This window comes from Vibrio sp. SG41-7, from assembly GCF_014164465.1.
Classification (GTDB): domain Bacteria; phylum Pseudomonadota; class Gammaproteobacteria; order Enterobacterales; family Vibrionaceae; genus Vibrio; species Vibrio splendidus.
Window position 1 is genome coordinate 1 of sequence record NZ_JACJFF010000296.1, and the last position, 1,112, is coordinate 1,112.

The window sequence follows — 1,112 nt, forward strand, 5'->3', positions numbered from 1 at the left end:
AAACTGTCTCTCATCCTTTTCAGTTTTACAGGTAGAGTTCCGTCTGGACTTAAAGCTAACCAACGTAATTGCGCATCAATAAGGTTAATTGCGGCGGTAAAACTGACCCTAGTCGCTCGAACCCCGGCTTCTGAAGCTATCTTAACCATCTCTAATCGCACTAAGTTATAGGCAAGTAATACGCCCCAAAGCTCTTGCTTCACACCGGCAGAAAAACGACTTCGTAAAGTGACGTGACTTTGCAGTTGAGTCTGTTTAATTTCACCATAACCTTCTTCTATCTCCCAGCGTTGCCAATAAATACGCAGCAGGCTTTCTAGCGAGTATCTACTAGGGTCTGTAAGTGAAGTAATAAAACCTTTTATCTCGCCTTTTGGCTCTTGATATAGGACTAATCTAGCTTCCCAACGTGCGGGTAAATTCGGATTCTGCCGTTGAGCTTGAGGAGAGATGGGCATTGAGATGAGCATGTCGTTCTCCGCATATTTCTCCAACACTTCATAGCGTAGCTTACGTTTTGCAGGCATTAACCAGTGAGCATTTTCCGCACTCTCTTGCCACGACAACAAGAGGTCTGCCGAGAAATAACAACGATCAAATAAGGTCAATGAATGTGCGGGGATATCATTGAATAGACGCTTAGCTAAGGTCGTTTCACCGACATGACAGCCATCAAAAGCCGCCCCCATAATCATTCGAGTTTCTGTTGACATCAAAGCGACTAAACGAAGTTGAGGGTAAGGTTTCAATTTTTTAGAGATGAACCCAAATTCTTCAGCGTTCTCTGGGGAATCTTGGCACCTAAATGTTGTTCCATCCACAGCAAGAACATTAAGCTCTAAGTCTTTATCTTGTTGAAGGATATCTCCGTTCCAAGCCTTTACCGTTGTGTGAAACAGAGCCGCTAATGGACTCTCATCTAGACGTCGGCGTGAATCAGTTAGGACACTAGGTGCAACACGAGACCAGCTATCTTCAGGTTTAGGCTGAAGCGCAATGTCTAATGAACTGCATACCTCTTTGATAGACATGTTGCGTTGCAGCCCCATCCAAATAACTAACCAGACAGCTTGCTGAGCGGGAAGCCGACGTCGTCTTATGCTCGCTTTATT

At 44.7% G+C, this 1,112-nt stretch carries 1 protein-coding gene; it reads right to left on the bottom strand.

Annotated elements, in window-relative coordinates:
- Nucleotides 1-1,112: IS4-like element ISVbsp1 family transposase (locus H5300_RS26740; protein WP_182797360.1), on the bottom strand; the 1,112-nt coding region annotated here is incomplete at both ends.